Source organism: Stenotrophomonas sp. STEN023 (assembly GCF_056760135.1).
In genome coordinates this window covers 46,189-66,840 of record NZ_JBRREF010000007.1, presented here as the reverse complement: position 1 = coordinate 66,840, position 20,652 = coordinate 46,189, and the positions used below count along the sequence as shown (strand labels likewise).

Below are 20,652 nucleotides of genomic sequence, written 5' to 3'. Positions count from 1 at the left end.
GCTCACTGTCCGCCACCCATTGCATCCATCAGCGCCTGAGCTGCGGAACCATCCTCCGGAACCGCCTCGCCGGCCGTCTTGATCGCCTGCGCGCCGTCCTTCATTGGCTGGGCCAAAGCCGCCATCTGCTGCATCTGCTGCTGCTGCGAACGGTCGGCACGCATGCTGGCCACGTTGTCATCGCTGCGGATGATCGAGGCAGGACCGCCAACTGCGCTGCTGTACTCATCGACAGCCTGGTCGCCATCCAGCTTGTCCAGTACCGCCGGGTTGCCGGTAGCCTGCGCAACGCCTGCAGCAAACTGCACCACGCGCTCGATCGTGCTGACACCATTGGCCTTCGCCGCCTGGGCAAGGATGGACGTGTACTCGATCTGCAGCGGTGTACCGGCCAATGCCTCGGGCAGATCCGGGATGCGACCTGCCCGCTCCAGCAGGCGGAACACGCGGATGATCACCGGGTCAAGCACCTCATCGGTGATCGATTCCAGTGTCGGCCCAAGCACCGCCGCCTTCTCTTCGCGACGCTCGGCAATCTCGGTTGCGGTGCGCCCAGTCTGATCGCCCAGCGATTCCATCATCAGGAACAGCTGATAGAAGAAAGCCCGCTCAATGCGGGCCTCGATCGTTGCGATCTCCTCGCGTATCTGCGCCAGCGAACGAGCGTCTGGCGTGTAGACCGGACGGACCTCAGCCCCTCGCGCCTCATCGGGCGGCAGGTAGATATGCGCCCCTTTGCGGAGCTTTGCACCGCCGCGGGCACGGAGAGTATCCGGCACCGCCAGGGTAGGGTCGGACAGCTGCTCCATGATTCGGAGCTTCTCGCCTTCCAGGTACTGCAGCTGCTTGATGTCGCCCAGCGTGTCCACCGCAGGGCTGGTGGAATAGATGTCCTCAGCCACCGGGTTCCAGCGTGCAACGACGAACGGGGCTTCGTAGTGGCCGCCAATGTCCAGCACGCCGGTGCCGTCGTCCGTGCCGGCGTCGATCCATACCACCTCGCGGTAGGGGCGCAGGTGCGGTGCCTGGATGCCGAGCGGCCCCATGCCCGGTTTTGCATCCGGGTTCGGCTCGATCAGCGACTGCAGCCAGAACTTCTCATCACCGCCACGATCCAGTGCGGACTGGACGGTGCGCGGTAGCCGATCACGACCGTAGCGCTTCTCCAGCTGGCGCGCAGTGCGGCTGTACTGGCGCCACAGAGAGTCAACACGCTGATCGTCGTCCAGGCCCACGGCATAGGTGCCGCAGGTCAGCGGGTAGAACCGCACCACGTCCTTGCTGTCTTCCAGCACCAGCATTGGCGCCGTGCCGAACAGGCCGTCCTCGGTGTAGACAACCGGCATGGCCTTGTAGAAGTTGCTGCCGGCCAGGGTGTCGCGGAGCAGTTGGGAAATCGCATCCAGCCAGACGCGCACGCCGAACAGCTCCGCCTGCTGCGAGTTGGCAATGCCAGCCTTGAACCAAGGCCGAGCCTTGCTCGTCATGTGCGACATCATGCCGGCCGCCATCACACGCAGGACCTCGGTGGCCTTGCTGTTGATGATCTTGGCGCGGCTGCGCTTGATCGGCTTGCCTTGCTTGTCGCTGAAGCGGCCGCGAGTCGGGTCGATGTACTCGGACGCCTGCTGCCAGTCGCCCTTCCATTCGGACTGCGCCTCCTTCATTGCTGTGGCGCGATACTTGCAGTGCTTCAGCAGCTCCAGCCGGTCGATAGCCACGCTTAGGCTCCCAGTGCCGTCTTGACGGGCGCGGTAGGGGTGGCGGCGGTGTCCCCGGCCAAGATGGTCGACGCACGGCCACGGCGCAGACGCTGACGCTGCCTTTCCCGGTCGCGCTCGTTGATCGCGGCATCATCGATTGATTCGGGCCCGACCTGCGGCGCTGCGGCCACCGGCTTGACCTTCGGGGTACTTGTACACATCTGCATCACCTCAACGGGTTGTAGGGCTCGCCCGCCTGGGCGTCGTTGTCGTCGCGCGGCACCACTGGAGTGCCATCGGGGAATCTGGGCTTTGCCATCACCGGATAGGCGAAGGACAGCACCAGCGAGTCGGCCCGATTGGGACTGGGCAGGCCGCGGCGCTTCATGTCTTTCTTGGATTCGATCTGCACCTTGCCGTCCAAGCGCGGCACCGTCTCGGGCGCCTGCAGTTCGTCGCGCAGCGTTGGGTCTTCGGGGATGGCGCCGCCTTCCTTGAGCCAGTCGCGCGCCTCCTTCCACATCTGGGCGCGCTTGTTCAGGCAGCCCGGATCGCTGGACTCACCCGAGAACCACACCAGCCGCCAGTCGCGGTTCCAGGTGCGTCCAACGGACACGATGCCCGTGCCATAACCGCCATCCACGAACACCGCATCGGCCTGATGCTCGTCCTCCAACTGGGCGAGGATCGTGGCTACGTGCACGTCGTTGTCATTCTTCGGCAGCGTCTTCAGCACCCGGAAGTACAGGCCCTGCCGCAAGCCGATCACCAGCTCGTCGTCGCCTTCCCAAGCTGGGTCGAGCGTGAGGATCTTGGGAGCCCAGCTGTACTGCTCCGGCCGCAGGTGGCGCCCGTAGGCTGCGACAACGTCTGCCTCGGCGATGTACTGGCGGGCTGACATGGACGGGAACAGGCCGCGTATGCGCACCTTCACCACGTCGCTGTCCTCGCCGTAGTCGCGCACCATGCGGGCCGCTTCGACCAGGTTCACACCCTCAACGGTGCGGCTGTCGATCTGCTCGGTATCCCAGCTGGCCTTGAACTTGCGGAAGCACTCGCGGAACCGCCCAGTGTTGCGGGTGGTGTTGCCGAAAGCGGTCCAGACGATCTCGGTGCCTTGGTCGGTCAGCGCGCCCTCGGCCACTTCCCAGACCTTGTCAGCGATGGCAGAGGCCTCATCGAACACCAGCAGGATGCGCCGTCCCTCGTTGTGCAGACCGGCGAATGCCTCGGTGTTGTTCTGCGACCACGGCACCGCGTCGATGCGCCACGTCTTGTCATGGCCAGGCGCTGAGCTGATCAACGCCGTAGCAGTGAGCGTGGCCCAGCCCTTCGTCAGGCTCATCGCGTGCCACTTCGACAGCTCGGCCCACGTCTTCGTGCGGAGCTGGTTGTCGGTGTTTGCCGTGACGACGCCGCGTGTGTCCTCGAACGTGTCGAACGCCCACTTGATCAGCATGGCCACCAGCGCGGACTTGCCGATGCCGTGACCGGAGCCGACAGCCTGGCGGATCACCTCGCCGGCATCAGCGGCACCGGCCTTCAGCTTGACGCCGATCTTCTCCAACTGCCGACGCTGCCATTTGCGCAGGGACTTGCCTTCAAGCGGACCGCCCTTCTCACCCCAGGGGAAGTTGAACAGCACATACCCCAGCGGGTCATGTTGGAACGAGGCAATGGCCTCTACCAGCTGCTGCTCAGGACTCGCGGCCAGCTGCGCGCTCACGGGCGGCCCTCAACTGATCGGCCAGGTTGTCCTGCACGCCATGGTCCAGCGCCACACGCTCCCCGTACTTCTTGGGCTGCAGCTTGCCGGCGTACCACTTGCGCGCATCGATCTGCAGCCTGGAACGCTCGACCATGTCGCCGGTGGTGCGCTCCAGTACCTTGCCCTTTCCGTCCTTCTTCAGGCGCTCGCCCAGCACCGCCTTGTCGGCGATGTCGAGGATCTCTTCTGCCAGCGTGTCGGCCTGCAGCTCGCGTGCGCGTGCGTATTGGCCCCGGAATGCTTCGTTCTCAGCCAACCAACGCAATACCGTGGAACGTCCCGGCATCTTCGCCGTGGAACAAATGGTGCGTAGGCTCTTGCCATCAATCAGCTGCTCACAGATCGCGTCTGCCAGCTGCTGGCTGTACTTACTCGGCCTTGCCATTACTCATCACCCTGCATGATCCGCGCCTTGCACCACTCCAGCAGGCCCACCAGCTCGGCGGAGTTGCACTGCCGGCCATACACCCGGTAATCGACCTTCGGACCGTCCATCACCAGGCAGACCTTCTCCAGGCTCCCGAACTCGCCGGCCTCAATACGGTCAGCGAACTGACGGATGCGCGCAGCAAGCTGCTGCTGGTCGACGCACAGGGCGTTATTGGGGACAAGGTGAACAACCTGGCTCACGGCTGGACCTCTACCCTGTCAGCCTTGATCACGGCTTGGCAGGCTGCGAGCTGGTCGTCGGCGTCTCGGCCGATTCGAACAATTCGGCCCGCAGCCTCTTCTCTGCTTGCGGCAAGCGCATCACGTTCGACGGTGCTGGCGACGGCTTGGGACAGTAGTCGGGTCTCACAGCCGGCCCACTCTTGCCGCAGGCGGACATTGCCATTGCGCAGATCAGCAACAACAGCAGCAGGGACGGCCTCGGCCGCTTCCCGGTCTTCTTCATGCTTGGCTCCGATGGTGGCCAGTGCCTGGCCTTGGGATTGCTCGATGGTCCGGGCGCCCTGCACTGCCTCGACCTGCGCGGCCAGCGCCTTGACCTCCTGCTGGCTCTCTGCCAGATCTGCCGAACGGTCGCGCCACTCGCGGCCCAGCAGGCAGCCAGCGAGGAACAGGCCGAGCCCGGCGAGGATGTGGGCGCGGGTGATCACTGGGGCACCTCGATGTTGTGCCGGCGCAGTTCCGACTCCAGCCGCTGTATCCGTAGGGTCAGCTCGTAGACCTTGGACTCCGCATCGCGGCGGGCCTTGCGCTCTTCATCCAGCCCCGTCTCCAGGGCAACAAGCCGCTGTTCCTGAGCATTGATGCGATCCCCCTGTTGGTTGACCAAGGCGTCGTAAGACTTGCCGTCGGTGCTGACGAAACGATCCCAGAGGAACTTCCCAAGGAGCGCGATTCCGCCGCCGACTGCGACATCGGTGCCGGTCATATCCATCAAGCCCCCAGCTCCCCGCCAGCGAACACCTTCGCCTCGTCTGCACGACGGTTGGCCAAGCCCTGCATGCGCTTGCCGGCAGCCATGACCCACACGCCGAACTGCTTGCAGGCCGCCTCGGGCTTGCCCTCGTTGAACAAGCGCAGCAGCGTGGATTTCTCGAAGCGCGCAAGGCCGATGTTGTAGGCCAGCGACGCCATCGCACCCAGCTGCTTGTCCGTAGCCGGGCGCTGCAGCATGCGCCGCACACCATCAACGAACCGCTTCACGTCCTGCTCGAGCCGCTCCTCGGCCTGCTGCTGGGTCCACACCACACCGCGGCGAATGCCCGGGCCGGTGGCGCCGAACCCGATGGTCCACGGATCACCGCCGCTGGCAGGGTCCGGGTAGGCCTTCAGGTGGCAGCCCTCCCACTTCCGCACCAAGGCGGCTGCGTTGTCGTATGCGGACATGGGTTGCTCCAAGCAATAGAGGCCCGCCACCGCAGCCGGCTGGCTTCGATGATTGGTCCGGATCAGGGGGACGGGCAGAAACGGAGAAGCCCCGGCTTTTGGCCAGGGCTTTGGAGACAATTATTGACGGTCACATAATTCGATCATTTGGTGCCGTCACTGTCAAGCTGCAACGGCCCACCTCATTCCCCGAAGCAGATCCTGCGCCCTGGCTAGCTCATATCGGTACTGGCGAACCGACAACGCAGGGGCGTCATCCTCCGCCACCTCCGGAGGGTCAACCCCCAATCGACGGGCCATCTCCTTTTCAAACTGCTCGCACGCCATGCGTACCTTGACTCCACGGCTGGCGGCAACAGTGAACTCAATTCTAAGGATGATTGCGCGCAGCGGACTCTCCCGGTGCATTGCTGCAAAAGCTCTATCAATCCACCTGAGCTCGTCGGGAATGCCCAAGTCCACAGCGATCTCCGGGTTGTCGTGTGGTTGATCCGCGTCATTGGTTGACTGGATCGGATCCACCGCCCACGTCGGCAGGATGTGCATGGCATCCACCCCGCTGCGCTTGGCCATGAACCGGCGGCGGCCTGAGCCGTCACGCCCAATGAGATCACGCTTTGCGTTCTCAACCGTTCCCGGCGCATGGTCGCGCACCTTGTCAAGGACGTGAATGCTGCGGTCAGCTCGACTCAATGCGAACCGGTTTACATGGGCATTTCCCCAAAGCCGCAGCTCCGCAATAAGCCCATCTTCATTTCGCATCGCGCAGGTCCTCCACCGAACTGGAATCAAACTGAAACTTGGGCAGCTGCCCATCGATCACGCACGCGCCCTGCCTATCCGGGTTCCGCGCACAGTGGAACGTCCCGTCGGTCAGCTCCCGGAATTGGCACACCGAGCAGCGGCCGAACCGGCGCAGCCTGGCGTCGTACCGCTTCTCGAATACTGTTCGGCTCAAGCGGCAACTCCATCCAGCAGCGACGGCGCGGCGGCGATGAACTCAATCTCGACCTCGACCCGGGCTCCCTTCTCGTCCGGCTCGCAGCGCTCCAGCACGATCCGGCGCAGCTGCTTGTCGTCCGCCCAGGCAATGCCGTTGAGCGCATCGGACAGCACCTTCTCGCAGTTGCCGAGGTCGATGCAGCGCACGGTGTCGTCCCAGGTGTCCGGCTCACGACGGGCGCGGCGGGCCCAATCCTGCGGCCGCTCCGGGAACAGGCGGATCAGGAGGGCCACCCGACCCGCTGCCGGTGCTCGCAAGCCAGCAGCCAGCGCCAGCATTGCCACATCGCGCTTGTACCGCTCAGCCTCCGGTGTCACGTAGGTCATCGCCGAGGAGAACTTCGCGCCCTTTCGCTTGATGACGCGGGTTGCCCAATAGCGGTTGGCGCTGATCGGGTACGGAAGGATCAGGGTGATCATGCTGCTTTCCTCTTGTTGAGCCGCTCCAACGTCACGTTCAGAGCCTTCAGTTCGTCCATCTTCATGACCGTCCACATTCGCTTCTGGCCGTGCCAGCCGTTGAAGCTGCCTTGATGGCAGTCCTTGCACAGGGCCACGGTCGTGAAGTGCTGGCCTTGGTTGATGTGGTGGGCGTCGCTGGGCGGCGGGGCATCGCAGACGCTGCAGGGGAGCAACTTGACGGCCTCCAGGTGCGAGCTCTCAGCCGGGGTGATTGCCTTGGCGTTCTTGGTGCGCATCAGCCATGCCCTCCTGGGGCGCCGCGCCACACGTAGTCACCTTTGTCCTCGACCATCACGGGCTCACTGCTCTTGCACGGGCATTCGATGCCGATCAGGCGCTCGGCCACTGGCCGCCAGAAGTTTCGGACCACGCCGTCGGGGACGTGGTTGTCTTCCTCAGCGCCGTCCATGCCGAAATCCTCCAGCACCTTGCGGGCGTCGCTGGTGCTGCAGCGCTTGCCGTCGCGGCTGATGCTGACGTGGTACTCCGGCCCCTTGTCGATGTCGCCAGGGTCCGAAGCCACCTCGACAGCCGAGATGACGTTCAGCCCGCGCGCCGGATGCCGGAACATGCGGGCTTCATAGCCAAGCGATACCCAGCGCGGCGGAGATGGCATTTCGACCCAGCCAAGGCCAGCGGCTGGCGCCTTCGGAGGAAGAATGGACGTCATGCAACCCTCCTAACTTCCTCGGCCATCTGCTGATCGCGCACCGGTGCAACGTCCCGTAGCCTCACGTCGTTGTCCACAGCCCACGACTGCGCGAAGGTGATCAGGTCGGCCATGTCGCCGATGGACATGGTCCGGGTTTGCACGGCCAGGTTCACGACACTGGCACCGTCCAGCGATGGGACAAGGTCGCCCTGCTGCCGGTTCTCGCTGCGCGCCCATGCGTCGACCAGCAGGCGTTTCCAGCCCTCCTTGTCGATCCAGCGACCAACCCACTGCCGCTGTCGGGCAATGTCCTCGCAGATGGCGTGCAGCATTGCGTTCTGCTCCAAGCTGCGCGTGGATTTGCATTCCTTGATGTCGACCCGGACGGCCTTTCCCAACTCCAGGTACTGACAGGCGAACTGCCACACAGCAACCATGCGTTCGCGGGCGTTGCCGGTGTTGAGGATGTAGGTGGTCATTGGTCACCTGCCCTTGCCGCTGCTGCGGTGGTATGCACGGGAACGCTGCGCGCGCGCCGCGGTGCCGGCGGCTGATCCAGGTAGTCGGGCTGCAGCTCCGGATCAAGGAAGCGCATGGTCTTGCCGTCAAAACCGAGGCTGAAGCCTCCGCATGGCCCATGCCTGTTCTTCTCGACGTTGAGTTCCGCCTTAGTTGGATCGCCGCTCTCGCGGTCGTAGACGCAATGGCGGTACAGGAACGCGATGATGTCCGCCTCTCGCGTGGCCTCGTCGCTATTTGCGATGTCGCCCAAGTTCGGCCGTTTACTGCCGTTGCGGGTGTCCACATCAGCCTTGACCTGTGCCAGCACCACAATTGGGATATCGAGGTCGCGCGCCAGCGTTTTCAGGGTGCGGGCCACCTCGCCCACTTCCTCGGCTCGACTGTTCGAGCGCGGCACGCGGATGCGCTGCAGGTAGTCCACCCACGCAATGCGGATGCCGTGTTCCTGCTTCCAGCGGCGGATCGTGCGGACAACCTCATCCAGCGTCGGCGCGCTGCGGTCGTAGATGAAAACACTGCGACCGATGAGCTTGCGCATGCCGGCGCTGAGCTGCGGCCATTCCTCGGCAGTGAAGTCGCCACTGCGCAGCTTCTCGGCTGCCACGCCCGACTCGCCCGAGATACCGCGCGACGCCAACTGCCTTGCCGACTGCTCGCCGGAAATGATGCCAACCGGGATTCCGAGTCCGCCTTGGTGAAACGCGCAGTTCACCAGTAGCGCCGTCTTGCCCATCGATGGGCGAGCGCCAACGAAGATCAGATCACCCCCATGGGAGCCGCCCAGCCGCTTGTCCAGCCGGGTGAAGCCATATGGCACACCACGCACCTCCCCCTTGTGCGCATAGGCATCCTCGGCGTCGCGCCAAGCCTCGCCAAGCGCCTGCTCCAGCGTGTGCTCGTAGCCCATGCGGGTTTTGGTCAGCTGCATCAGCTCGCGGATGGCGTCGTCCAGAATCGTCACGGATTCCTCGCCTTCCGGATTCATGCACTTGCCGATAAGGGTGTCGCTGATATCGATTGCGCGCCGCATGGCCGCTCGTTCGCGGATCAGCGCGGCGTGCTCGGAAACGCTGGCAACGGTGTAGCCGTTGGACTGCAGCTCGATCAGGTAAGCGCCGTCCATGCGGTTGCCAAGCCCTTGCGCCACCAACCACTCGCCGAGGTAAATGGAATCGCACGGCTTGCCGCTGGCTTCGAGCTTCAGCATCTCGCCCCACAGCACCGCATGGTCGCGGCGGAAAAAGTCGCCCGGCTCCAGGTTTGCGCGTCCAATGGCCTCGGGGTAGTTCATGCAGCCGCCGAGCACGTACTGCTCAGACTCGATGGCTGTCGGCAGGGAGCGGTCGCGCTGGAAATGTTCGCGTGGCACGGCCATCAGAGCATCTCCCGGCCATCGTGAGCCGAGTCGGACAGCGACTGCTGGGAGCTACGCTGCCCGCCCTCGCGTGCAAGCCAGTCAGCGCGAATCGCTGCCCAGCCACGTTCGCAGCACAGGCGGATCGCGGATTCCAGCGACAACCCAGCTTTGCCCGCCTCGCGTTCCAGGCCTGCAACCGCTGTTCCCGTCAGCGGGAGTTTCTTTTCCTTCCGGACTGCCACGAAGTCGGAAACCAGGTCAGCAGGCAGACCCGGAAGCAATTTGATGGCCTCCTCCACTGCCGCGCTATGACGGTTGCTTCTGACGGTTCTTGATGGTTTATGACGGTTAGTGTCCGCCTGGCGGACTGGTATGGTTCGCGAGGCGGACTGGTTGGTTCGCGAGGCGGACTGGTTTGAGTCCGGGAGGCGGACTGGTTCGGCAGGCGAACTGGTTCGGGAGGCGAACTGGTTTACCGCATTCAGATCGACCGTGTAGGACGTGTGCCGACCATTGCTCCGGTCCGCAACAACCAGGCCCTCATCCTCCAGCCAGCGGATGGCGGCGATCACTGCCGTCCTGCCAAAACAGGTGCGCTCACAGATTTTCGTCAGCGACGGCCAGGCCACGCCCTGATCGTTGGCGTTGTCGGCCAGCGATACCAGTACTGCCTTGGGCGTTGGAGGCATCTGCAGCGGCCAGCAGAGGGACATGACCATCGTGCTCATCGGTCACCCCCAAAAATTCGCTGGTGAAGTTCAGCCTCCAAGAGCGCGACCTGCTCGGGCGACCTGGCCAGTGCGGCTGCCTTGTATTCGTCATACAACCGGCGTGTTTCCGCCTTATCGCCAGCGGCCTGCGCCTCTCGTACAAGCTGCGCCAGCACCGCTATCCGCTCTTCACGCAATTCATCGCTACGGTTGCTCATGCCGCAGCCCTCCCCGTCAGTGCTTCGGACAGGATCTTGCTGCGGGTGCGCTCAGCCTCGAGCTGCTCGGTCAGCTCCCGCACCTTGCGCTCGGTCTCCGACTCCAGCGGGCGAACGCTGGCCGGGTCCAGGCCCATCTGAATCAGGAGCCAGGACAGCGGTGCAGAATTGCCGCAACGGAGCATCAGGCGCACCAGCTGCTCGCCGCTGGGCGAGTTGGTGCCCGTCTTGCAGCGGGACCACACGGCGTCCTGCATGCCGATCTCGGCCGCGATGGCCTTGTCCTGCAGGCCGCTCTTGCTGGCGCAGTACGTCAGCACCGCGCCCCAGTTCTGCTGGCGTGCCACGTCGGCCAGGTCAACGCTGGTCGGGTGTCCACGCATGGGTAGATCAAGCTGGGTTGTCATGATTGATTCGCTTTGATCAACGCCCGGAGGGCGAAATAAAGGCTCAGCCCCAAAGGACCGAGCCAAGTGGATTCAGGAAGAACGAACGCGCCGAACGTCGTAACGCTTCAGCGGATGTGCGGCCGGATCTACGTGATCAGCCGCGTTGGTGATCGGGTGAAAGCGCGACTGGTCGAGCCGCGCAAACGGGAGCGCCCCACCCTGCCCGGCGTCGTTGTGCCGTTCCCGGGGCGCTGAGGTGGCCATTTCAGGCGGCAACGTCTTTTACCGGCGGCTTGGCGCCAGTCGAGTACAGGTGATGCAACTGCACGGCGGCCATGCCGCCCGGCTCGCGGGTGCGGCCCTGCTTGATGTCACTGACGGTCTGCGGCGACTTGCCGATGGCTCGGCCAATGTCGGTCAGGGACCAACCACGCCCCTCCAGTGCCTTGATGCGATCTGCCCAGGTGATTTCCATGTGGGGTGCCTTATGGGTTCCCGGCATTCTCTGGCATCCCATAGATGCATGTCAACGGCATCCCATAATGGTTTTCCGTAATGCTCGCTCCCATGACCATAGGTGACCGCATTAAGGAAGCGCGCAAGCTGCGCGGCATGAGCCGCCCGCAGTTGGCGGAGGCTGCCAACATCAAGTACCCGACCCTGGCCGGTATCGAAAACAACGACCAGACCGGCACCACGCAGCTACCTCAAATCGCCGATGCGCTCGGCGTTTCCGTCCGGTGGCTTCAGTCCGGGAAAGGACCCAAAGAAGCTGGTGAACCGGCGGCCAACGAGGATGACGGTTGGTCAGATATCCGCGGCTACGCCCAAGCCATTGGCCTGGGCGGCGGCCCAGAGGCGCAGGAGTACGCCGAAACCCACAAGCTGAAATTCCGCGCCGACTCATTGGCCCGTAAGCGCCTGCGACCCAACGCCTTGGCTGTCATGTACGGCAAGGGCGACAGCATGGAGCCCCGCATTCACAGCGGTGACGCCATCCTGTTTGACACCAGCGATACACGGCCGAGAGACGGCCAGGTTTACGTTGTCATGGTCGACGGTGGCGGTGCAGCGAAGGAGTACCAGGTGAAACGGTGCGAAATCATCGATGACTTGGTGTTCTTCAAGTCCGACAACCCGCGTGGCGACCACAACTGGAAGAAGCCAAAGCGCATGGACAGCCCGCGGCACCCCATTGATGTCATTGGCAGAGTTCGCTGGATCGGCAGCTGGGAAGAATAAGGACAAGCCTATGCACCCGGCGCTGGACGAGATGGCCGCAGCCATCAAGGAATGGGATAGCGATGCAAAATTGCATGCGCTGACAGCAATTCACGTTGCACATGCAGGCGACATCGATGGGGCGAAAAGGATGGCCGGCGAACTGCTCTCCCCTGCGCGCGCGAGCTTTGTCCAGCGCGGCATTGAGCTAGCATTTCAGAAGCCAGCCGTAGAGCAGCCAAGATCGTCTACTTATGCAGACGGAACCCCTGTGCTTGACGACGAGATGCCGGGAGTAACGTATGCCGAAGCACTGCGAGCCGTCAGCATCGGAAAAGCGGAGCTAATGGTCGACCAAGGGCTGGCGGTGGCCTTTATGCCAATTCTCAACCTATCGACTTGGTCCATCAGTAAGCCGCTCTTCAGCCTTATGTTGGCCATAGCAGCAATTCCGGCATGGCTACTACTTTCGCCATGGCTCGCCCCCGTTTGCATCATTGCAGGGATCTTGCTGTATCGCTCATCACGCCATGACATCGTCCGCGCTACGGCCCGAGCCGCCCTAGGCGATGCCGACACATTCCACCACCTCCACCAAAAGCGCGTGGTCTGGCTCCGTCGCTCTAGCTCCGGTCTCTAAGTTCAGTTGATTCAAAAATTTCTATGGAATCCCATTGACACGTAATTATGGGATGCCATAGTCTTACCCCGTCGGCCCACCCGGGCCATCCACGGGGCAAGGCTCATGGCTTTCCAGCTCTCCAGCGACCGCCAGCACTCAGCGGCTCGCCAGTACGACCACCAGGAAGACCCGGCGATCACCCGCCGCGAGGCTGCAGAAGCCGTCCAGACCGCCAAGGCTCCGCTGCTCGCCAGCCCTGCCCTGTTCTCGGAGCTGCTGGGCGACCTGACCACCTCCGACCACGAAGCTCTGGCCGCCGCGCTGGATTCCGGCGACGCCATCGAGTTCGCCCGGCTGTTCACTGAGGCCCGCGAGAACTTCGCTGATGCGCTGATCGACAACCGCCTTGATGACCAGCCGTGGCTGTCGCGCGGTGCTGCTGCAGAGCAGCTGGCGAGGATCTACGCATGAGCGCCCGCCGCCTCAACGCATGGCTGCACTGCTTCGCCAAGTCGCGGGAATACAGCGCCCTGCTCTACGCGGGCTGGCTGATCGTAGCTGCAACAGCGGTGCTGTTCGTACCGCTGCGCCTGCTGCTGATCGCGGAGGGCCTGTGCTGATGGACGCAATGGTCATTGTCCGCGCCGTGCTTGCCAACAACCGCAAGTGGCCCGACGAGCTGACTAGCGGAGTGATGTTCTTCGAAGGCCAGCGAATCACCTACACCGCGTTCATGGAGGTTGCTCGCTCATGACTCCGCACATCCCAACCGCCGCCGACATAGGCGCAGTGGTGTTCCCGCCGATCAAGGCACCGGACCCGCTGGACTCGCTCGAAGCATCCGAAGGCGTGTGCGCGCAGGAAGGTGACGAATGATCCGCCTGCTCGTCTACACGATGGCGCTGTTCTTCTTCGCCGACATGCTGCGGAAAGCATGGATGGTGCGCGCCGACTCGCTGCCGCTACCCATCGCCGCCGTCGTGCTGGTGTTCCTGGTGCTGGTCATCAAGCACTCCCGCCTGCAGCTGCGCCGCCTTCGCCGCAAGAACGTCGCCTTCGTCCGCCCGCGCCGTCCGCGCTGGGACGACATCCGCTGATTCCCCGAAGTACCCCGCCCAACAAGGAAGAACCATGAAGTTCGAAATCAAGAATCGCTGGACGGGCAACGTCCAGTACAGCTGTGAACTGTCGGCCGAAGTTGCTGGCAAGTCTTATGGCCTGAAGCTCGGGTTTGCCGTGAAGTCGGCGGTAGCCGGCGGTGCCGTCCTGCGCGATGCCGTCCTGAGCGGTGCCGACCTGAGCGGTTCCGACCTGAGCGGTTCCGACCTGAGCGGTGCCGTCCTGCGCGGTGCCGACCTGAGCGGTTCCGACCTGAGCGGTTCCGACCTGAGCGGTTCCGACCTGAGCGGTTCCGACCTGAGCGGTGCCGTCCTGCGCGATGCCGTCCTGAGCGGTGCCGACCTGAGCGGTGCCGACCTGAGCGGTGCTGATGGCACTGCCTGCCCCGTCGTCATCCCGAACATTCACCAGGCCGTCTATGCCGCCGTATCCGAGCCCATGGCACTGGATATGGGTAGCTGGCACAGCTGCGATACCACGCATTGCCGCGCCGGCTGGGTCACGCATTTGGCTGGTGCCGGCGGCCGCGCCCTGGAGTTCGCATTCGGTACGCCTATCGCCGCAGCCCTGATCTACATGGCCAGCGATCCGAAGCTGGAGCGTGTACCGGATTTCTACTGCGGCAACAGCGAGGCGCTGGAAGACATGCGCCGCCTTGCCGAGGCAGAAGCGGCTGCAGCCCAAGAGTGATTCCCCGCTGGCCCGGCCGGCATACCAACGAGGCAATACCGCAATGAACGGACCTAAAGCTTATGTAGCAAACGATCCCAAGCGCTCTAGCGAGGTCGAATCGCAACTCGACCTGCAGCAGGCGAACATCGATCAGTTGCATGAAGGAATTTCAATTCTCGAGGGGCGCTTGGCACTCGTACTGCGCCCGAGTCCGCCCACTGGCACCGAGCCGAGCGGCGGGGCAATTGCAACGTCCTCTCCGCTTTGCTCTGCAATCGAAGGCAAGACTGATCAAATCCGCTCGGCGCAACGCCGCATCGAAAGCCTCATCGACTGCCTGACCACCTGACCCTCTGCCCTGCGCACCTCCCCAGCGCAGGGCACATAGCGGCAACTGGCCTCCCCACCGGAAGCCGCACCCGCGCCGGCCGAGCAATGCCGGCACCTATTCCCAAGGACACGCTCATGACCGCCCACGATCCCGAACTGAAGAAGCTGCTTACTGCGGCGTCGAATTTCACCCCTGAAGGGGCTTTCATCGCCGGCGGCGCGCTCACCAGCGTGTTTACCGGCCAGGCAATCAATGATGTTGATCTCTACTTCAAGTCGAGGGCGGCATTCATCGAGGCTGTGCGAGATGCATACGACGATGGTCTGTGGTGCGTTGCCGCCACTGATCGCGCGATTACCTTCACCCGTGGCAACGACGTCATCCAGCTGATGCACTTCGACTTCTTCGAGACGGCAGAAGCGGTCTTTGATGCGTTCGATTTCACCGTTTGCATGGCGGCCTACGACCTCGATACCGAAGCCTTCACGTTCCACCCGGACTTCTTCAAACACGCCAGCCAGCGGCACCTCAGCTTCCACAGCGGTACCCGCTATCCCTTCGGCTCGCTGCTGCGAACGATCAAGTATCGCGAGCGCGGCTACAAGTTCGGCAAGGGCGATCTCTTGCGTATTGCGCTGTGCTGCCACCAGGTGCCGCTGGAATCGTGGAATGACCTTGCCGCAGCCATCGGCGGTCAGTACGGCGAGCGTGTCGCCCTCGATACCGATCAGCCCTTCTCGATCCCTGCTGCAATCGACCTTCTCGCCAGCACCGAAGTGACCGTCCCCACTGCTCCAGAAGAAATGCCGGGCAGCGCGGATGAGTTACTGGTGAAAGTTGGCGTGCTGCCGGGCAACGCGCTCGCAGCCTGACCCAGATAGCACCCCGCGCGTAGGGCGCGATCGAGCCCCGTGTGGCCCCGGCGAAAACGGGGCACCTATTCCCACAACGCCGGCCGCGCCGGCTGGAGCCAACCACATGAATCTCCCTGCACAGCAGCAGAGCACCGTCGTCGCTCAGCCGCGCCAGCAGTTCGACCTCAGCCCGCAGACCTTCGAGCAGGCGCTGACCTTCTGCGACTACCTCGCCAACAGCGACCTGGTCCCGAAGGACTTCAAGAACAAGCCCGAGAACTGCTTGATCGCGATCCAGTGGGGCGCGGAGCTGGGCCTGAAGCCGCTGCAGGCGCTGCAGAACCTCGCCATCATCAACGGCCGTCCGGCCCTTTGGGGCGATGCCGTCATTGCCCTTGTGCGCAGCTCGCCGCTGTGCGAGTCCATCACCGAATCCGACGACGGCAAGACCGCGACCTGCAAGGTGAAACGCCGCGGCGAGGAGGAGGAAGTCCGCACCTTCAGCATGGACGACGCGAAGGCTGCAGGCTTGGCCGGCAAGCAGGGCCCGTGGACGCAGTACCCGAAGCGCATGCGCCAGATGCGCGCCCGTGCCTTCGCCCTGCGTGATGTGTTCCCCGACGTGCTGCGTGGCATGCCCATCGCCGAAGAAATCATGGATATCCCGGCATCGGAACCGCACCGCACCACGGCCACTGTCGTCTCCACCGAGCCAGCCGTCTACTCGGCCGAAGAGTTCGACAAGTACCTGCCCAACTGGAAGGTGGTGATCGAGTCCGGCCGCAAGAAGCCGGACGACCTGATCGCCATGGTCGAAGCGAAGGCTAAGGCGCGCATGACCGACGAACAGCGCAAGCAGCTGCGCCAGTGCGAAGCCGTGGACGTAGCCGAAGAAGTCGCCGAGCCGGAGCCCGCAGCCGCTGAGCCGACCAACACCGAAACCGACACCGATCCCATCGACTGGGATGCCGAAGGAGACCGCGCATGAATGAACTCGTTGATATGACGGGTTCGCAAGCCGGCGGCGTACTTGTCGTCCGGCGTGACGGGCACCGGGCCGGGAGGCCAGCATGGCTCTGCCTCTGCTCCTGCGGGGCCGAGTTTCAAGCGACAGGCGCTCAGTTGCGGAGAGCGAAAACAAAGGGTTGCTCCAGTTGTACGAACAAGCGCGCCATCAATGTGGCCACGATCCACGGCGGGACAGGAAAGTGCGAGTACGTCAATTGGACCGCCATGAAGGGCCGCTGCTACAACCCGAATGACCGTCGTTTTTCCAAATATGGCGGGCGGGGCATTCGAGTGTGTGCCCGCTGGCTGCAGTCCTTTGCCAGCTTCCTCGAAGACATGGGGCGAAAGCCGAGCGCTGACCACTCCATCGAGCGGATTGATCGCGATGGTGACTATTGCCCAGAGAACTGCGCGTGGGCAAATCGCTTTGAACAGGCAAATAACCGAAGCAATAACACTCGAATCGAGATCGGCGGCCGCACCCAGAACCTCACCCAGTGGTCAAGGGAGGCCGGCATTCATAGGACCGTGATCATGCGCCGAATGAAGCGCGGATTCTCCGGCGAAGCTCTGATCAAAAAAGGAATCCTCAAGTGAAAATTCTTAATCTGATACAAGGCAGTGCCGCATGGTTGAGCCACAGGCGCTCTGCACTGAATGCCAGCGACGCGCCGGCAATGATGGGCTGCAGCCCGTACAAGACCCGCGCGCAGCTGGTGCGCGAAGTGGCCACTGGCATTGCCCAGGAAGTGGATGCCGCCACGCAGCGCCGCTTTGATGACGGGCACCGCTTCGAAGAACTGGCCCGGCCGCTGGCCGAGCAGATCATCGGCGAAGAGCTGTTCCCGGTCACCGGTACCAACGGCAAGCTGTCGGCCAGCTTCGACGGCCTGACCATGGACGGCGAGACGGCGTTCGAGCACAAGAGCCTGAACGATACCCTGCGCGCCGCGATGGCGGACGGCAACGATGATCTGCCGCTGCAGTACCAGGTGCAGATGGAGCAGCAGCTGCTGGTTTCTGGCGCAGAGCGCGTCCTGTTCATGGCGTCGAAGTGGGCCGGTGATGAGCAGGTCGAGGAACGTCACTGCTGGTACGTCTCCAATCCTAAGCTGCGCGCCAAGGTCGTCGCCGGCTGGGCGCAGTTTGAAGCCGACGTGGCCGCATACGAGCCCGAGTCAGCCGCCGCTGCACCGGTCGCCGCCGTGGTCGCCGGCTTCGGTAACCTCTCGGTGCGCGTCGAAGGCCGAGTTCTTGCATCCAACCTGGACGCCTTCAAGGCCAATGCCGAGGCGTTCATCGCCAACCTGCCCAAGCCTGCCGACCTACAGAGCGATCAGGATTTCGCCGATGCCGAGGCCGCGGTAAAGGCATGCGCTGACGCCGAGGCCCGCATCAAGGCCGCGAAGGAAGCCGCGCTGGGTGAGATGGTCGATGTGGACGCGCTGCTGCGTACCGCTGACGGCATCAACGAAGCCATCCGCTCGGCGCGACTCGCTTTGGACAAGGCAGTGAAGGCCGAGAAGGAGAATCGCAAGGCCGACATCGTGCAGGCTGGCGCCGCTGCTGTGCGCGCCCATATCGCAGGCGTCAACGCCTCGCTGGCAGAGCATGCAATCAGCCCGCCGGCGAACCTAGTCGCAGAGCTTGGCCTGGCCATCAAGGGCAAAAAGTCGCTGTCCAGCATGAAGGACGCCGTCGACGCGGCTGTTGCCGGGCAGAAGATCGCAGCCAGCCAGTTCGCTGACGCCATCCGGGCCAGCATCGCGGTACTGGCTGAGTTCCCGGACCACGCCCACCTCTTCGCAGACCGGGTGCAGCTGTGCGCCAGCAAGATCCCGGAAGACCTCCGCAACCTGGCCAAGGCCCGCATCGCAGAACACGACCAGCGCGAGGCCGACAAGCTCGAAGCTGGGCGCGAGAAGATCCGCGCCGAGGAAGCGGCGAAGCTGCAGCAGGCCCAGGCACCTATGCCCCAGCCGGCCCCAGTGGAACAGCCGCGCGCCAATGTTCCAACCGCTGGAACATCCGCATCAGCGCCAAGCGCTGAGGTTGCTGGCCAGCGCATCAAGCTGGGTGACATCAACGCGGCCATCGGCCCTCTGTCGGTCACCGCCGATGGTCTGGCGCTGCTTGGATTCAGGCCGGTAGCACTGGAGCGCGGCGCGAAGCTCTACGACGTAGGCCAGCTGCCGGCGATCTACGAGGCCTTGCGCTCGCTGATCGTGGATGCGGAGAACAATTATCCGCTGGCCGCCTGACATGCGCGGCATCCCGACCACCCGCTACGTCATGCCGCATCACCGCAAGAACTGCACCGCCGCGGCGTCCAAGCGCTTCGCCCACGTTGTCGAGGGGAAGCTGGTCACCACCGGCCAGATCGCGAAGCGCATCGGCATCCACGAAGAAACCGCACTCAGGCGCGCAAAGCGTGGCCCGTTCCCTCTGACCTGGGAAGGGCTCGCAATCCATGGGAGGAACATGCAGTGAACAGCAACGCATTTTCAGCAGCAGACATGACCACCGCAGCGGCAAACGGGCATCGCGACGGCTATCAGGCTGGGTACGCGGATGCGGTGAAGGCGTTCGATGCTGCACAGCCCGCCGCAGCGCAGGAGGCGGTGGCGTATCTCGACATCGGCGCTGGCGGTTATCTTGACCTCGGCAGCAACCTTCCCGAAGTGCAGCTTTTGGCGTTACCGAAGGGCCGCCACGCGCTGGGGATCATTGGCACCTATGGCATTGACGGCTATGCAGCCGCCCCCGTCGCCGCAGCGCCGGCTGTGGACGTGGCAACCCTGCGCGCATTGGCTGATCGCTGGGCGAACGACCGCAGCTACACCGGCAGCCCTGTCGATGACATTCGCGCACTGATCGAGCAGCCGACAGTCAGCACCCCCGCATCGTCGGCTGATAGCGCCGTCCTGACGAACCCGTACACCGGCCAGCCGCGCGACTACCGCGACGTGGAATCCGATCCTGCCGGAACGCTGATCGTTGAGCCGGGTAAGCCGCTGGAAGCAGCAAGCGCACCCGCAGCGCCGGTTGTTGATCCGTCGCGCCTCGGTGCGGCCATGAAGGCATTCGATGACGCTGGCGGCCATGCCGTTAGCTACGCGCCCGCATGGATGCGAAAGGCACTGGAAGCGGCCAGCACCCCCGCAGCGCCGGGGATCGACCTTGAACAGTTCCGCCCCTTCGTTGAACTGGAGCGCGGCTTTATCGCCAACCGCATCGACAGGTGCGACGCCATCGGAACCGGCGAGCGCCTGACCGTGCTGCAGGCCGAGTTGGCGAACGCTGATCGACTGCTGCGCCTGATTGATGACAGCCGACTGATCGACGCCAGCCCCAAGGGTGGCATCGATGCATGTGCCTGGGCCGGCGATGGCGAAGGGAATTGGCACACGGCGTGCGGCGAAATTTTCACCTTGATGGAAGGAACGCCCACCGACAACAAGATGCGCCACTGCCCGTACTGCGGGAAGAATTTGCGGGCAACTAGCGCCGATGTATGTGTGGCGGTGATCAGCGCCAGTTACGAGGACACCCGCAGTGAGGCGCGGGACGCGGCACGGTATCGGTGGCTGCGGAATCACTATGAACCGTCTTTCCATGACAGTGAGTGCGATTCATTAATCGGCCTTCACGGTGAAGACTTGGATGATGCTATTGACGACGAAATGCAGGCCACCAGCGCCGAGGTGGGGGCGTGATGAACACAAAGTCATTCCGCGCCGAGCTTGTGAAGATCATGCCCGGCTACAAGTGGAAGGTGCACCGCTTGCCGAAGGGTTGCATCAGCAAACAGCTGGAGGCCACTGGTACACAATCCAGCGGCTCGAACCGACTCTCTACCCTCGAAGTAAAGCGTAACGAGCTCGATGGACGGGTGGTCTACGAGGCGCGGTCGTCGGGCTACGGCCTGCGCGCCCCGTGGCTAGGAAATGGAAACGGCCGCACCTTGGCCCAAGCCCTACGCAGCCTACAGGAAGGATACGAAAGGCACGCGCAGCAATACCGCATCCACGCAGATGCGCTGGATCGCGCACGCACTGAGCAGCCCACCAGCCACGGCGCGGGGGTGTCGGAATGAACTTACAACGAGACGGGAAGCGCTGTCCGTGGAGGGCCATGCAAGTAATTGACGACTTGCACACGATGCTGGCTGCCGACAACTTCAAGGCGGGGAATAACAAGCGTGCT

The 20,652-nt window shown here is 63.6% G+C and carries 35 protein-coding genes; 16 read left to right on the top strand and 19 right to left on the bottom strand.

What is annotated here, in order from left to right; genetic code table 11:
* Window positions 1-2: 2 nt before the first annotated feature.
* The 19 genes from ACVOLV_RS03405 to ACVOLV_RS03315 all read right to left on the bottom strand — a co-directional run bounded on the left by ACVOLV_RS03405 (window position 3) and on the right by ACVOLV_RS03315 (window position 11,094).
* Window positions 3-1,721: a portal protein gene (locus ACVOLV_RS03405; RefSeq protein ID WP_481553147.1), complete on the bottom strand. Its 1,719-nt coding sequence runs from the start codon at window positions 1,719-1,721 to the stop codon at window positions 3-5.
* Between the two features lie 2 nt (window positions 1,722-1,723).
* Window positions 1,724-1,924 carry a hypothetical protein gene (locus tag ACVOLV_RS03400; protein WP_481553146.1) on the bottom strand — a complete coding sequence of 67 codons (201 nt, stop codon included), beginning with the start codon at window positions 1,922-1,924 and terminating at the stop codon, window positions 1,724-1,726.
* A 5-nt stretch (window positions 1,925-1,929) separates the two neighbouring features.
* A complete protein-coding gene (locus ACVOLV_RS03395; protein WP_481553145.1) occupies window positions 1,930-3,429 on the bottom strand; it encodes a hypothetical protein in 1,500 nt (499 codons plus the stop codon).
* Window positions 3,401-3,856 (bottom strand): terminase small subunit-like protein, encoded by a 456-nt coding sequence (locus ACVOLV_RS03390; protein ID WP_481553144.1) that lies wholly within the window; start codon window positions 3,854-3,856, stop codon window positions 3,401-3,403. The genes ACVOLV_RS03395 and ACVOLV_RS03390 overlap by 29 nt, the downstream gene beginning before the upstream one ends.
* Window positions 3,856-4,101 (bottom strand): hypothetical protein, encoded by a 246-nt coding sequence (locus ACVOLV_RS03385; protein ID WP_481553143.1) that lies wholly within the window; start codon window positions 4,099-4,101, stop codon window positions 3,856-3,858. Before ACVOLV_RS03385 ends, ACVOLV_RS03390 begins: the two co-directional genes overlap by 1 nt.
* A complete protein-coding gene (locus tag ACVOLV_RS03380) occupies window positions 4,098-4,571 on the bottom strand; it encodes a lysis system i-spanin subunit Rz (protein WP_481553142.1) in 474 nt (157 codons plus the stop codon). Before ACVOLV_RS03380 ends, ACVOLV_RS03385 begins: the two co-directional genes overlap by 4 nt.
* Entirely contained in the window at window positions 4,568-4,855 is a 288-nt protein-coding gene (locus ACVOLV_RS03375; protein WP_481553141.1) for a hypothetical protein, read from the bottom strand. Before ACVOLV_RS03375 ends, ACVOLV_RS03380 begins: the two co-directional genes overlap by 4 nt.
* Complete coding sequence (locus ACVOLV_RS03370; RefSeq protein ID WP_481553140.1) at window positions 4,855-5,307, bottom strand: lysozyme; 453 nt, start codon at window positions 5,305-5,307, stop codon at window positions 4,855-4,857. Before ACVOLV_RS03370 ends, ACVOLV_RS03375 begins: the two co-directional genes overlap by 1 nt.
* 162 nt (window positions 5,308-5,469) lie before the next feature.
* Window positions 5,470-6,069 (bottom strand): hypothetical protein, encoded by a 600-nt coding sequence (locus tag ACVOLV_RS03365; RefSeq protein WP_481553139.1) that lies wholly within the window; start codon window positions 6,067-6,069, stop codon window positions 5,470-5,472.
* Complete coding sequence (locus tag ACVOLV_RS03360) at window positions 6,059-6,265, bottom strand: hypothetical protein (protein WP_481553138.1); 207 nt, start codon at window positions 6,263-6,265, stop codon at window positions 6,059-6,061. The genes ACVOLV_RS03365 and ACVOLV_RS03360 overlap by 11 nt, the downstream gene beginning before the upstream one ends.
* Window positions 6,262-6,729 (bottom strand): RusA family crossover junction endodeoxyribonuclease, encoded by a 468-nt coding sequence (locus ACVOLV_RS03355; RefSeq protein WP_481553137.1) that lies wholly within the window; start codon window positions 6,727-6,729, stop codon window positions 6,262-6,264. Before ACVOLV_RS03355 ends, ACVOLV_RS03360 begins: the two co-directional genes overlap by 4 nt.
* Window positions 6,726-7,007 (bottom strand): hypothetical protein, encoded by a 282-nt coding sequence (locus ACVOLV_RS03350; RefSeq protein ID WP_481553136.1) that lies wholly within the window; start codon window positions 7,005-7,007, stop codon window positions 6,726-6,728. The genes ACVOLV_RS03355 and ACVOLV_RS03350 overlap by 4 nt, the downstream gene beginning before the upstream one ends.
* Window positions 7,007-7,441 carry a hypothetical protein gene (locus tag ACVOLV_RS03345; RefSeq protein ID WP_481553135.1) on the bottom strand — a complete coding sequence of 145 codons (435 nt, stop codon included), beginning with the start codon at window positions 7,439-7,441 and terminating at the stop codon, window positions 7,007-7,009. The genes ACVOLV_RS03350 and ACVOLV_RS03345 overlap by 1 nt, the downstream gene beginning before the upstream one ends.
* A complete protein-coding gene (locus ACVOLV_RS03340) occupies window positions 7,438-7,902 on the bottom strand; it encodes a recombination protein NinB (RefSeq protein WP_481553134.1) in 465 nt (154 codons plus the stop codon). The genes ACVOLV_RS03345 and ACVOLV_RS03340 overlap by 4 nt, the downstream gene beginning before the upstream one ends.
* Window positions 7,899-9,320, bottom strand: a complete 1,422-nt coding sequence (locus ACVOLV_RS03335; RefSeq protein ID WP_481553133.1) for a replicative DNA helicase — start codon at window positions 9,318-9,320, stop codon at window positions 7,899-7,901. Before ACVOLV_RS03335 ends, ACVOLV_RS03340 begins: the two co-directional genes overlap by 4 nt.
* Window positions 9,320-10,030, bottom strand: coding sequence for a helix-turn-helix domain-containing protein (locus tag ACVOLV_RS03330; RefSeq protein WP_481553132.1), 711 nt, complete (start codon window positions 10,028-10,030; stop codon window positions 9,320-9,322). The genes ACVOLV_RS03335 and ACVOLV_RS03330 overlap by 1 nt, the downstream gene beginning before the upstream one ends.
* Entirely contained in the window at window positions 10,027-10,230 is a 204-nt protein-coding gene (locus ACVOLV_RS03325) for a hypothetical protein (RefSeq protein WP_481512519.1), read from the bottom strand. The genes ACVOLV_RS03330 and ACVOLV_RS03325 overlap by 4 nt, the downstream gene beginning before the upstream one ends.
* Window positions 10,227-10,637: a phage regulatory CII family protein gene (locus ACVOLV_RS03320; protein WP_481512518.1), complete on the bottom strand. Its 411-nt coding sequence runs from the start codon at window positions 10,635-10,637 to the stop codon at window positions 10,227-10,229. The genes ACVOLV_RS03325 and ACVOLV_RS03320 overlap by 4 nt, the downstream gene beginning before the upstream one ends.
* A gap of 247 nt (window positions 10,638-10,884) precedes the next feature.
* The gene (locus tag ACVOLV_RS03315; protein ID WP_132862759.1) at window positions 10,885-11,094 is read right to left on the bottom strand and encodes a helix-turn-helix domain-containing protein; all 210 of its coding nucleotides are present in this window, start codon (window positions 11,092-11,094) and stop codon (window positions 10,885-10,887) included.
* 80 nt (window positions 11,095-11,174) lie between these two features.
* On the opposite strand from ACVOLV_RS03315, the gene ACVOLV_RS03310 reads away from it, so the two are divergent.
* The 16 genes from ACVOLV_RS03310 to ACVOLV_RS03235 all read left to right on the top strand — a co-directional run bounded on the left by ACVOLV_RS03310 (window position 11,175) and on the right by ACVOLV_RS03235 (window position 20,542).
* On the top strand, window positions 11,175-11,861 hold the full coding sequence (locus tag ACVOLV_RS03310; protein ID WP_481553131.1) for an XRE family transcriptional regulator: 687 nt from the start codon (window positions 11,175-11,177) through the stop codon (window positions 11,859-11,861).
* A gap of 10 nt (window positions 11,862-11,871) precedes the next feature.
* Entirely contained in the window at window positions 11,872-12,480 is a 609-nt protein-coding gene (locus ACVOLV_RS03305) for a hypothetical protein (protein ID WP_481553130.1), read from the top strand.
* A gap of 105 nt (window positions 12,481-12,585) precedes the next feature.
* A complete protein-coding gene (locus tag ACVOLV_RS03300; RefSeq protein ID WP_481553129.1) occupies window positions 12,586-12,933 on the top strand; it encodes a hypothetical protein in 348 nt (115 codons plus the stop codon).
* Window positions 12,930-13,082: a hypothetical protein gene (locus ACVOLV_RS03295; RefSeq protein WP_481553128.1), complete on the top strand. Its 153-nt coding sequence runs from the start codon at window positions 12,930-12,932 to the stop codon at window positions 13,080-13,082. Before ACVOLV_RS03300 ends, ACVOLV_RS03295 begins: the two co-directional genes overlap by 4 nt.
* Entirely contained in the window at window positions 13,082-13,216 is a 135-nt protein-coding gene (locus ACVOLV_RS03290; RefSeq protein ID WP_481553127.1) for a hypothetical protein, read from the top strand. Before ACVOLV_RS03295 ends, ACVOLV_RS03290 begins: the two co-directional genes overlap by 1 nt.
* A complete protein-coding gene (locus ACVOLV_RS03285; protein WP_481553126.1) occupies window positions 13,213-13,338 on the top strand; it encodes a hypothetical protein in 126 nt (41 codons plus the stop codon). Before ACVOLV_RS03290 ends, ACVOLV_RS03285 begins: the two co-directional genes overlap by 4 nt.
* Window positions 13,335-13,559, top strand: a complete 225-nt coding sequence (locus ACVOLV_RS03280; protein ID WP_481553125.1) for a hypothetical protein — start codon at window positions 13,335-13,337, stop codon at window positions 13,557-13,559. The genes ACVOLV_RS03285 and ACVOLV_RS03280 overlap by 4 nt, the downstream gene beginning before the upstream one ends.
* Before the next feature lie 34 nt (window positions 13,560-13,593).
* Window positions 13,594-14,271 carry a pentapeptide repeat-containing protein gene (locus tag ACVOLV_RS03275; RefSeq protein WP_481553124.1) on the top strand — a complete coding sequence of 226 codons (678 nt, stop codon included), beginning with the start codon at window positions 13,594-13,596 and terminating at the stop codon, window positions 14,269-14,271.
* A gap of 43 nt (window positions 14,272-14,314) precedes the next feature.
* Window positions 14,315-14,602: a hypothetical protein gene (locus ACVOLV_RS03270; RefSeq protein WP_481553123.1), complete on the top strand. Its 288-nt coding sequence runs from the start codon at window positions 14,315-14,317 to the stop codon at window positions 14,600-14,602.
* Window positions 14,603-14,718: 116 nt separating this feature from the next.
* Window positions 14,719-15,456 (top strand): Gabija anti-defense Gad2 family protein, encoded by a 738-nt coding sequence (locus tag ACVOLV_RS03265; protein WP_481553122.1) that lies wholly within the window; start codon window positions 14,719-14,721, stop codon window positions 15,454-15,456.
* Between the two features lie 106 nt (window positions 15,457-15,562).
* On the top strand, window positions 15,563-16,426 hold the full coding sequence (locus ACVOLV_RS03260) for a recombinase RecT (RefSeq protein ID WP_481553121.1): 864 nt from the start codon (window positions 15,563-15,565) through the stop codon (window positions 16,424-16,426).
* Entirely contained in the window at window positions 16,423-17,043 is a 621-nt protein-coding gene (locus tag ACVOLV_RS03255; RefSeq protein ID WP_481553120.1) for a hypothetical protein, read from the top strand. The genes ACVOLV_RS03260 and ACVOLV_RS03255 overlap by 4 nt, the downstream gene beginning before the upstream one ends.
* Window positions 17,040-18,707, top strand: a complete 1,668-nt coding sequence (locus ACVOLV_RS03250) for a lambda-exonuclease family protein (RefSeq protein ID WP_481553119.1) — start codon at window positions 17,040-17,042, stop codon at window positions 18,705-18,707. The genes ACVOLV_RS03255 and ACVOLV_RS03250 overlap by 4 nt, the downstream gene beginning before the upstream one ends.
* A 1-nt stretch (window position 18,708) precedes the next feature.
* Entirely contained in the window at window positions 18,709-18,936 is a 228-nt protein-coding gene (locus ACVOLV_RS03245) for a hypothetical protein (protein WP_481553118.1), read from the top strand.
* On the top strand, window positions 18,933-20,162 hold the full coding sequence (locus ACVOLV_RS03240) for a hypothetical protein (protein ID WP_481553117.1): 1,230 nt from the start codon (window positions 18,933-18,935) through the stop codon (window positions 20,160-20,162). Before ACVOLV_RS03245 ends, ACVOLV_RS03240 begins: the two co-directional genes overlap by 4 nt.
* On the top strand, window positions 20,159-20,542 hold the full coding sequence (locus tag ACVOLV_RS03235; protein WP_481553116.1) for a hypothetical protein: 384 nt from the start codon (window positions 20,159-20,161) through the stop codon (window positions 20,540-20,542). The genes ACVOLV_RS03240 and ACVOLV_RS03235 overlap by 4 nt, the downstream gene beginning before the upstream one ends.
* The last annotated feature ends 110 nt before the right edge of the window (window positions 20,543-20,652 follow it).

Excerpts from the sequence above, each read along its gene's own strand:
- ACVOLV_RS03355 (WP_481553137.1), bottom strand. The coding sequence starts at position 6,729 with ATGATCACCCTGATCCTTCCGTACCCGATCAGCGCCAACCGCTATTGG.
- ACVOLV_RS03340 (WP_481553134.1), bottom strand. The coding sequence starts at position 7,902 with ATGACCACCTACATCCTCAACACCGGCAACGCCCGCGAACGCATGGTT.
- ACVOLV_RS03300 (WP_481553129.1), top strand. The coding sequence starts at position 12,586 with ATGGCTTTCCAGCTCTCCAGCGACCGCCAGCACTCAGCGGCTCGCCAG.
- ACVOLV_RS03330 (WP_481553132.1), bottom strand. The coding sequence starts at position 10,030 with ATGAGCACGATGGTCATGTCCCTCTGCTGGCCGCTGCAGATGCCTCCA.
- ACVOLV_RS03275 (WP_481553124.1), top strand. The coding sequence starts at position 13,594 with ATGAAGTTCGAAATCAAGAATCGCTGGACGGGCAACGTCCAGTACAGC.
- ACVOLV_RS03265 (WP_481553122.1), top strand. The coding sequence starts at position 14,719 with ATGACCGCCCACGATCCCGAACTGAAGAAGCTGCTTACTGCGGCGTCG.
- ACVOLV_RS03310 (WP_481553131.1), top strand. The coding sequence starts at position 11,175 with ATGCTCGCTCCCATGACCATAGGTGACCGCATTAAGGAAGCGCGCAAG.
- ACVOLV_RS03255 (WP_481553120.1), top strand. The coding sequence starts at position 16,423 with ATGAATGAACTCGTTGATATGACGGGTTCGCAAGCCGGCGGCGTACTT.
- ACVOLV_RS03305 (WP_481553130.1), top strand. The coding sequence starts at position 11,872 with ATGCACCCGGCGCTGGACGAGATGGCCGCAGCCATCAAGGAATGGGAT.
- ACVOLV_RS03280 (WP_481553125.1), top strand. The coding sequence starts at position 13,335 with ATGATCCGCCTGCTCGTCTACACGATGGCGCTGTTCTTCTTCGCCGAC.
- ACVOLV_RS03295 (WP_481553128.1), top strand. The coding sequence starts at position 12,930 with ATGAGCGCCCGCCGCCTCAACGCATGGCTGCACTGCTTCGCCAAGTCG.
- ACVOLV_RS03325 (WP_481512519.1), bottom strand. The coding sequence starts at position 10,230 with ATGAGCAACCGTAGCGATGAATTGCGTGAAGAGCGGATAGCGGTGCTG.
- ACVOLV_RS03365 (WP_481553139.1), bottom strand. The coding sequence starts at position 6,069 with ATGCGAAATGAAGATGGGCTTATTGCGGAGCTGCGGCTTTGGGGAAAT.
- ACVOLV_RS03370 (WP_481553140.1), bottom strand. The coding sequence starts at position 5,307 with ATGTCCGCATACGACAACGCAGCCGCCTTGGTGCGGAAGTGGGAGGGC.
- ACVOLV_RS03375 (WP_481553141.1), bottom strand. The coding sequence starts at position 4,855 with ATGGATATGACCGGCACCGATGTCGCAGTCGGCGGCGGAATCGCGCTC.
- ACVOLV_RS03320 (WP_481512518.1), bottom strand. The coding sequence starts at position 10,637 with ATGACAACCCAGCTTGATCTACCCATGCGTGGACACCCGACCAGCGTT.
- ACVOLV_RS03345 (WP_481553135.1), bottom strand. The coding sequence starts at position 7,441 with ATGACGTCCATTCTTCCTCCGAAGGCGCCAGCCGCTGGCCTTGGCTGG.
- ACVOLV_RS03245 (WP_481553118.1), top strand. The coding sequence starts at position 18,709 with ATGCGCGGCATCCCGACCACCCGCTACGTCATGCCGCATCACCGCAAG.
- ACVOLV_RS03400 (WP_481553146.1), bottom strand. The coding sequence starts at position 1,924 with ATGTGTACAAGTACCCCGAAGGTCAAGCCGGTGGCCGCAGCGCCGCAG.
- ACVOLV_RS03350 (WP_481553136.1), bottom strand. The coding sequence starts at position 7,007 with ATGCGCACCAAGAACGCCAAGGCAATCACCCCGGCTGAGAGCTCGCAC.
- ACVOLV_RS03290 (WP_481553127.1), top strand. The coding sequence starts at position 13,082 with ATGGACGCAATGGTCATTGTCCGCGCCGTGCTTGCCAACAACCGCAAG.
- ACVOLV_RS03390 (WP_481553144.1), bottom strand. The coding sequence starts at position 3,856 with ATGGCAAGGCCGAGTAAGTACAGCCAGCAGCTGGCAGACGCGATCTGT.
- ACVOLV_RS03335 (WP_481553133.1), bottom strand. The coding sequence starts at position 9,320 with ATGGCCGTGCCACGCGAACATTTCCAGCGCGACCGCTCCCTGCCGACA.
- ACVOLV_RS03285 (WP_481553126.1), top strand. The coding sequence starts at position 13,213 with ATGACTCCGCACATCCCAACCGCCGCCGACATAGGCGCAGTGGTGTTC.
- ACVOLV_RS03315 (WP_132862759.1), bottom strand. The coding sequence starts at position 11,094 with ATGGAAATCACCTGGGCAGATCGCATCAAGGCACTGGAGGGGCGTGGT.
- ACVOLV_RS03260 (WP_481553121.1), top strand. The coding sequence starts at position 15,563 with ATGAATCTCCCTGCACAGCAGCAGAGCACCGTCGTCGCTCAGCCGCGC.
- ACVOLV_RS03270 (WP_481553123.1), top strand. The coding sequence starts at position 14,315 with ATGAACGGACCTAAAGCTTATGTAGCAAACGATCCCAAGCGCTCTAGC.